Source organism: Sphingopyxis sp., from assembly GCF_016793825.1.
In the GTDB taxonomy this organism is placed as follows: Bacteria; Pseudomonadota; Alphaproteobacteria; order Sphingomonadales; family Sphingomonadaceae; genus Sphingopyxis.
The window spans coordinates 1-8,444 of the sequence record NZ_JAEULM010000008.1; the positions used below are offsets into that span (position 1 = coordinate 1).

General features: G+C 64.8%; 5 protein-coding genes. All 5 read left to right on the top strand.

The annotated features are described in order from the left end of the window. Positions 1–92 precede the first annotated feature (92 nt). The gene (locus JNM03_RS01970; RefSeq protein WP_003046495.1) at positions 93–3,335 is read left to right on the top strand and encodes a CusA/CzcA family heavy metal efflux RND transporter; all 3,243 of its coding nucleotides are present in this window, start codon (positions 93–95) and stop codon (positions 3,333–3,335) included. Positions 3,336–3,347: 12 nt separating this feature from the next. After that, positions 3,348–3,692: a DUF190 domain-containing protein gene (locus JNM03_RS01975; RefSeq protein ID WP_003046493.1), complete on the top strand. Its 345-nt coding sequence runs from the start codon at positions 3,348–3,350 to the stop codon at positions 3,690–3,692. Positions 3,693–3,773: 81 nt separating this feature from the next. Continuing rightward, the gene (locus tag JNM03_RS01980; protein ID WP_003046490.1) at positions 3,774–4,244 is read left to right on the top strand and encodes an SRPBCC family protein; all 471 of its coding nucleotides are present in this window, start codon (positions 3,774–3,776) and stop codon (positions 4,242–4,244) included. Between the two features lie 190 nt (positions 4,245–4,434). Next, entirely contained in the window at positions 4,435–6,975 is a 2,541-nt protein-coding gene (locus JNM03_RS01985; protein ID WP_003046486.1) for a heavy metal translocating P-type ATPase, read from the top strand. Between the two features lie 44 nt (positions 6,976–7,019). Beyond that, the coding region (locus JNM03_RS01990) for an efflux RND transporter permease subunit (protein ID WP_294033983.1) at positions 7,020–8,444 on the top strand (1,425 nt) is incomplete at its 3' end.

The window sequence follows — 8,444 nt, forward strand, 5'->3', positions numbered from 1 at the left end:
CCGGGCTGAAGCCGGGCCAGATCGTCGCGACCAAGAACGCATTCCTGCTCAAGGCCGAACTCGGCAAGGGCGCGGGCGAGGAGGAATAAACCGTGATCGCGAAACTGATGGCGCTATCCGTCCGCGCGCGCTGGGCGGTACTCTTTCTCTTCCTCGTGATCGCGGGACTCGGCGTATGGCAGCTCACCAAGCTGCCGATCGACGCGGTTCCCGACATCACCAACAAGCAGGTGCAAATCAACACGATCGATCCGCGTCTCTCGCCGGTCGAAATCGAGAAGCTCGTAACCTATCCGATCGAAATCTCGCTCGCCGGCATTCCGGGGCTCGAGACGACACGCTCGATCTCGCGCAACGGCTTCAGCCAGGTGACGGCAATCTTCACCGATGAAACCGACCTCTATTTCGCGCGCCAGCAGGTGGGCGAACGGCTTCTCCAGGCGGGCGAGAATCTTCCCGACGGGGCCCAGCCGCAGATCGGTCCCGTCACGACGGGTCTCGGCGAGGTCGTCATGTACACCGTCGGCTACAAAAATCCCGACGGGAAGGGCGCCAAGAAGGTCGCGGGCCAACCAGGTTGGCAACCCGACGGCAGCTATCTGACCCCCGAGGGCGATATCCTCACCGACGAGATCGCCAAATCGGGCTATCTTCGCACGGTCCAGGACTGGATCGTCAGCCCGCAATTGAAGTCGGTCGGCGGCGTCGCCGGCGTCGACTCGATCGGCGGCTATGCCAAGACCTTCGTGGTCGAACCCGATCCGACCCGCCTCACCAGCTACGGCATTTCCTATAGCGAACTGGGCGAAGCCCTTGAACGCGCCAACCTCGCGGTCGGTGCCAACTACTATAACCGGGCAGGCGAGGCCTATCTCGTGCGCGTCGATGCACGCGTCCGCTCGGTCGACGAAATCCGCAACGCCGTCGTCGCGACGCGCGGCGGCGTGCCCGTGACGGTTGGACAGCTCGCCAATGTGAAGATCGGCGGCGACCTCAGAACCGGTGCGGGCAGCATGAACGGCAAGGAGGCGGTCATCGGGACCGTGCTCATGCTGATCGGGCAGAATAGCCGCACTGTTGCGGAGGATGTTTCGGCGAAGATCGCGCAGGTGTCGAAGACCCTGCCGCCCGGCGTCGAAGTGAAGGTGGTACTCGACCGCGCCAAGCTCGTGAACGCAACCGTCGGCACGGTTGAAAAGAACCTCACCGAAGGCGCGCTGCTCGTAGCGGCCGCGCTCTTCTTCCTGCTCGGCAACTGGCGCGCCGCGATCATCGCGGTGCTCGTCATTCCCTTCTCCTTCCTGATGATGGCGATGGGCATGAACGCCTTCCGGGTCCCCGGTAACCTGATGAGCCTCGGCGCGCTCGACTTCGGTCTGATCGTCGACGGGGCGGTGATCATCATCGAAAACTGCCTCGCCAGACTGGCGCACCGGCAGGAGCATGAAGGGAGATTGCTCAACCTTCGCGAACGTCTCGAGGAGACGATGCGCGCGAGCCAGGAGATGATCAAACCGACCGTCTTCGGCCAGGCGATCATCCTACTGGCCTTCGCGCCGTTGCTGATGTTTACGGGCGTCGAGGGGAAGACCTTCTCGCCGATGGCCATCACCATCATGCTCGCGCTCGTTGCGGCCTTCATTCTCGCGATCACCCTGGTTCCGGCGCTTGTCGCGCTGATGATTCGCGGCAAGGTTGCCGAGAAGGAAGTCTGGGCGATCCGCAAGTCGAAGGAGCGCTACCTGCCCTTGCTCGACAAGGCGCTCGCCAAGCCGTGGGCTTTCATCGCCGGCGGCTTTGCCTTCTTCGTCCTTGCGATCCCGGCGTTCGGACTGCTCGGCTCGGAATTCATTCCGCAGCTCGACGAGAAGAATATGGCGCTTGCCTCGACGCGCGTGCCTTCGGTGAGCCTCGAACAGTCTCTGGTCATGCAGCGCAACGTCGAGACGGCGATCTCGAGCCTGCCCGAAGTCGAGCTGATGTTTTCGAAGACGGGTACGGCCGAGGTGGCGACCGACCCGATGCCGCCGAACATCTCCGACGGTTTCGTGATCCTGAAACCCCAGGATCAGTGGCCGGCAGGTGTCGATTCGAAGGCCGATGTCGTCGAGCGTATCGAGAAAGCCGCTGGCGGCCAGCTCGGCCAGCTTTATGAAGTCAGCCAGCCGATCCAGCTTCGTTTCAACGAACTGATCGCGGGCGTTCGCGGCGACGTGGCCATCAAGCTCTACGGGGACGACCTCGACAAGATGTCGCTCGCGGCGAACGAGATGGTGCGCGTGCTCCAGGGCATACCGGGTGCGGGCAGCGTCAAGGCCGACCAAGTGGGCGGCGCTCCGACGCTCGACGTGAAGCTCGATCGCAATGCGATCGCGCGCTACGGTCTCTCGGTACAGGAGGTTGCCGATACGGTGTCGGCGGCGCTCGGCGGGCGGGAATCCGGCCTGCTCTATGAGGGCGACAGGCGCTTCGACATCACGGTTCGCGTCCCCGACGCGACCCGGGTCAATCTCGACGACATCCGCGCGCTGCCCGTGTTGCTGCCCTCCGAGGGCGGCAATCGCGGACAGATACCGCTCGCCCAGGTGGCGCAGATCCGGCTGACCGAAGGGCTCAACCAGATCAGCCGCGAAAATGGCAAGCGGCGCGTCGTCGTGCAGGTGAACCTCGAAGGCCGCGATGCGGGATCCTTCGTGGCCGAAGCGCAGGCGAAGATCGCCAATGTGAAGCTTCCGGCGGGCTATTACCTCGAATGGGGCGGGCAGTTCGAAAGTCTGCAGGCCGCATCGCAGCGGCTCTCGATCGTGGTGCCGCTCTGCTTCGCGGGCATCTTCATCCTGCTTTACATGGCGCTCGGCACGTTCGGGCGCGCGACCGCCGTGTTCCTCGCCGTGCCGCTTGGGCTCGCGGGCGGGGTGTTCACTCTCGCGCTTACGGGCATCAACTTCTCGGTGTCGGCGGCGGTGGGCTTCATCTGCCTTGCCGGCGTCGCGGTGCTCAACGGTCTCGTCGTCATGACGGCGATCCGCGAACGGCTCGAGAATGATGTCCCGCTCACGGAGGCAATCCGCGAGGGCATGACCGAGAAGATGCGTGCGGTGATCATGACCGGCTTCGTGCCCGCGATCGGCTTCGTGCCGATGGCGATCGCGACCGGCACGGGTGCCGAGGTGCAGAAGCCTCTCGCGACGACCGTCATCGGCGGTCTCATCGCGGCGACCATCCTGACGCTGCTCGTTCTCCCCGCGATCGCAAAAGTCGTCCTCGGGGCGAACTGGCAGCCGAAGTTCCTCAAGCGAAAAGCGGAGTCGGCGGTCCAGCCGGTCACGGAATAGGGAGAGACTGTCATGACAAAAGCATCCAAGCTCTTGCGCATCTACACCGATGAATCCGCCTTCTTCGGTGATCAGCGGGTCTTCGAGTTCATTTCCGAACTCGCTCGCCAGCAAAAGCTGGCAGGCGTTACGGTGCTCGAAGCGGTTCTCGGTTTCGGTCGCTCGGCGCATCTCCACCGCAAGCATGCGCTGGAGAATGACCGGGCGGTCGTGATCGAGATCATCGACGAGGAGCAGCGGCTCCGCGACTTTGCGGCGCAGCTGACCGAAATACCGGACATCGGGCTCATCACGCTCGAAGCGGTCGAAATCCTCGGCGGGAAATCCGCCGCGGAGCCCCCCGATGTTCAGAGCTGACCGGCATCTTGCCGGTCTACACCGCGGCGCAGGTCCCCGGCCTGCGTCGCGGACCAGCTCGTGCGAGCGAGGAGGTCTCCGATGTTCTCGGTAGGCACCTCGCTCCGCTTGCCGGTCCCGATCGGGCGGGTCTGGCGACTGCTCGTCGATATCGAGCGGTACGACGACTGGCATCCGACGCTCCGTTTCACCGATCGTCCGGGAGATGATGAGCGCGTAGGCTATGTCTATTCTCCGCGCGGGAAGCGGGGTCCGGAATTTGCATCCGAGGGGCGGATAACCGGCCTCGACTGGCTGACGGGCTTCTCCTGGCGGACAGGCACGCGCGGGCTGCTCGTCATCGAGGAGAGCTACCGGCTCGAAAAGCTCGGCCAAGGGGTGGAGGTTACCCATCGCCTGGAATGCGCGGGTCTCTTCTCATGGCTCGGCTATCCCATTCTGCGGCGGGTTTGCAGCGTTTTTCTCAAGCGCTCGAACATGGCGCTCGAACAGCAACTCCGTCGCACGACAGTTCAGTCCCGCTACGCGCGGCCAAGCGGGCGCCGCGCATGATCTTGAATTCGAAACCTGGCCGTCGGAGGCCCCTCTCAATCGCCCCCCTCACCACGGGCAGGGATTTCCGGCTGTCAGGGAGGTGCGGGAGCCGGGTCGCATCCCGCAATGGCTCCCGCACCTCATCCTGCCGCGCGTTTAACATGCGCCCGGATCGCATTGCCGACCGCCAACAGAAAAGGATGGCATCATGAGTGACCAGTTGCGGCTCGATATTCCGCTTCTCCTCCCCGAAGTCGCCGATACCGCCGACCGCTGCGTCGCGCGCCTGACGAGCGAACTCGAAGGACGCGAAGGCGTCGACAAGGTCCATGTTGTCCGCTCAAGCGACGGTTCGCCGCCACAGCTCTGCATCCATTACCGTCCGGATATTCTCCCGCTCGAACGCGTGCGGCAGCTCGCGCGCAGCGCCGGTGCCGAGCTCACCGGCCAGTATCAGCATCTCTTCTGGGATGACCTCGAAGGCGTCGGCCACGCCCGTCGCGCGCGGACGATCGGACTGAAGCTTCGCGAAATGCCGGGCGTGATCGAGGCCGAAGTCGGCGCCGCCGGTACGCTGCGCGCCGAGTTCCAGCGCTCGGAGACCTCCATCGAAATGATCAGAAAGACACTCTCGGATATGGGCGTCACTCAGAAATCGACTGCCGTCGCCGCGGCTGCCCCGGCACAAGCCGCCCACCAACATGGCGATGATGGCCATGACCATGGTCCGGATCACGCGCATGGGCCAGATCACAAACATGGCCATACGGGCGAGGATAGCCACGACCATGGCCATGATCATGGCGGCATCTTCGGCGAGCGGACCGAGCTGATCTTCGCGCTGCTGTGCGGTCTCGTCCTCGGCATCGGCTTTGCGATCGAGAAGCTCGCCGCGGCGCCGGAGTGGGTGCCGCTCGCATTCTATATTGCCGCTTATGGCTTCGGTGGCTGGTTCACTGTCCGCGAGGCCATCGAGAATCTGAAGCTCAAGCGCTTCGAGATCGACACGCTGATGCTCGTCGCCGCGGCCGGCGCTGCCGCGCTTGGTGCGTGGGCCGAAGGCGCGCTGCTCCTCTTCCTCTTCAGCCTCGGCCATGCGCTCGAACATTATGCCATGGGCCGCGCCAAGCGCGCAATCGAGGCGCTTGCGGAGCTGGCGCCGCAGACCGCGACGGTGAAGGATGCCGACGGGACGGCTCGCGAAGTCCCGGTCGAGCAGCTGGCGATTGGCGACACCGTCATCGTCAAGCCCAACGAGCGTCTTGCCGCCGACGGCTTCGTCGTCGTTGGCCGCACGGCGATAGATCAGGCTCCGGTGACCGGCGAGAGCGTCCCCGTCGACAAGGAACCGGTGGCCGATCGTGCGCAGGCCGCGGCAAAGCCCGATGCACTCGACGCAAAATATCGCGTCTTCGCGGGCACCATCAACGGCTATGGCGCGATCGAGATCGCGGTAACCCGTCTTGCGGCCGATACCACGCTCGCTAAGGTCGTGAAGATGGTGAGCGAGGCGGAAACGCAGAAATCGCCGACCCAGCGCTTCACCGACAAGTTCGAGCGCATCTTCGTGCCGAGCGTGCTCGCGCTTGTGTTCGTCCTGCTCTTCGCCTGGGTCGTTGTCGACGAGCCGTTCCGCGACAGCTTCTATCGCGCCATGGCGGTCCTTGTCGCGGCAAGCCCGTGCGCGCTCGCGATCGCGACGCCGAGTGCCGTCCTGTCGGGCGTTGCGCGTGCGGCGCGCGGCGGCGTGCTGGTCAAAGGCGGTGGCCCGCTCGAAAATCTCGGCTCGCTGACCGCGCTGGCGTTCGACAAGACGGGAACGCTCACCGAAGGAAAGCCGCGCATCACCGACGTCCTGCCGGCCAGCGGCGTGCCGAAGGAGGAACTGCTGCGGATCGCGGTGGCGGTCGAGCGGCTGAGCGATCATCCGCTTGCCGCTGCCATCGCGCGCGATGGCGAGGCCATGCTGACGTCGACGCGCGTACCGGTGGCGGACGACCTTAACAGCCTGACGGGTCGCGGCGTCACGGCAAAGGTCGAGGGCGAAACCGTCCTGATCGGCAAGGCCGAAATGTTCGGTGCCGACGGCATCGCGCCGATCGGCGGCGAAGTGGCGGCTGCGATCGCCGGCCTCCGCGAGCAGGGCCGCACGACGATGGTCGTTCGTATGGGCGACCGCGATCTTGGCGCGATCGGTCTGATGGACACGCCGCGCGAAGCGGCGCGCACCGCGATCGCCAAACTGCGCGAGCTCGGCATCGGCCGGATGATCATGATTTCGGGCGATCACCAGAAGGTCGCGGAATCGATTGCCGCCGAGGTCGGGATCGACGAGGCCTGGGGCGACCTGATGCCCGATCAGAAGGTCGACGCCATTCGCGACCTCAAGGCGCAGCAGCCGGTCGCCATGGTCGGTGACGGCGTCAATGACGCACCGGCGATGGCGAGCGCCACCGTCGGGATCGCGATGGGCGCCGCGGGGTCCGATGTTGCCCTCGAAACCGCCGACGTCGCGCTGATGGCCGATGACCTCGCTCATCTGCCGTTCGCGATCGGACTTAGCCGCCAGACGCGCCGCATCATCCGCCAGAATCTGGTGGTCAGCCTCGGCGTCGTCGTGGTCCTCGTGCCGGCGACGATCTTCGGACTCGGAATCGGTGCGGCGGTCGCGGCGCACGAAGGCTCGACCCTCGTCGTCGTCGCCAACGCGCTTCGCCTGCTCGCCTATCGCGATCGCAGCATGGGCTGAGGGCGCACAGTCGCGGTGGGATCGAACCGGAAGGGGGAGAGAGGATGAACTTCAAGAATATCTCGGCCTGGTCCATCCGGAACCCGATCCCGCCGCTCGTCATGTTCTTCGGTCTGACGGTGGCGGGCATCGTCTCCTTCCTCATGATGGGGGTCCAGAGCGATCCCGACATCGATTTTCCGGGCGCCATCGTCATCATCGCCCAGCCGGGCGCCGCGCCCACCGAACTCGAAACGCAGGTCACGCAGCGTGTCGAGGCGGCGGTGCGGACGATCGAGGGGATCGACGAGCTCAATTCGACGGTTACCGAAGGCCAGTCGCAGACCTTCGTCCAGTTCGCGATCGGCACGCCGATCGACCGGGCGGTGACTGACATTCGCGACAAGATCACCCAGATCCGCAGCAACCTGCCGAACGGCATCCTCGAACCGCAGGTTATCCGCCTCTCTACCTCGGGCAACACGCTTGCCTATTGGTCGGCTTCGGCCACCGATATGACGCTCGAGGAATTGAGCTGGTATGTCGACAATGTCGTCGCGAAGCGGCTGATCGCGGTCCCCGGCATGGGCGACGCCTATCGCCGGGGCGGCGTCAGCCGCGAAATCCGCGTCATCCTCAACCCCGAACGCATGCGCGCCTACGGCCTTACCGCCGCCGCGGTGAACACCCAGCTCGTCCAGCTCAATGTCAATGCGGCCGGCGGCCGGATGGAGGTCGCGGGCTCCGAGCAGGCGGTGCGTATCCTCGGGAACGCGAGCAGCGCCAACGCGCTCGGCGAGACGCTAATCTCGGTCGGGACGAACCGGACCGTGCGCCTCGCCGATATCGCCGAGGTCAAGGATCTCTACGCCGAGCAGCGCTCGGTCTCGAAGCAGGACGGGCGGCAGGTGCTGACCTTCGGCTTCGAGCGCGCCAAGGGCGCCTCGGATGTGACCGTCTATGACGCTGCGGTCGAGGAGCTGCGAAAACTCGAGAAGGAAAACCCCAAGGTCAAATTCACCGAGCTGTTCAGCGATATCGAATATACCAAAGGCCAATATCATTCGGCGATCAATGCGATGGTCGAGGGCGCGATCCTCGCGGTCGTCGTCGTCTTCCTTTTCTTGCGCGACTGGCGGGCGACGTTGATCTCGGCGCTCGCCATCCCGCTGTCGGCGGTCCCGACCTTCCTGTTCATGGACCTCATGGGCTTCTCGCTCAACATGATGACCTTGCTCGCGCTCAGCCTCGTTGCCGGCGTGCTGGTCGACGATGCGATCGTCGAGATCGAGAATATCGTGCGCCACATGCGGATGGGCAAATCGGCCTATCAGGCCTCGATCGATGCGGCCGACGAGATCGGCCTCGCGGTGCTCGCGACAACCATGACGATCGTCGCGGTGTTCCTGCCGGTCGGGCTGATGCCGGGCGTCGCCGGGCAATATTTCAAGAATTTCGGACTGACGGTCGTGGCCGCGGTGCTGATGAGC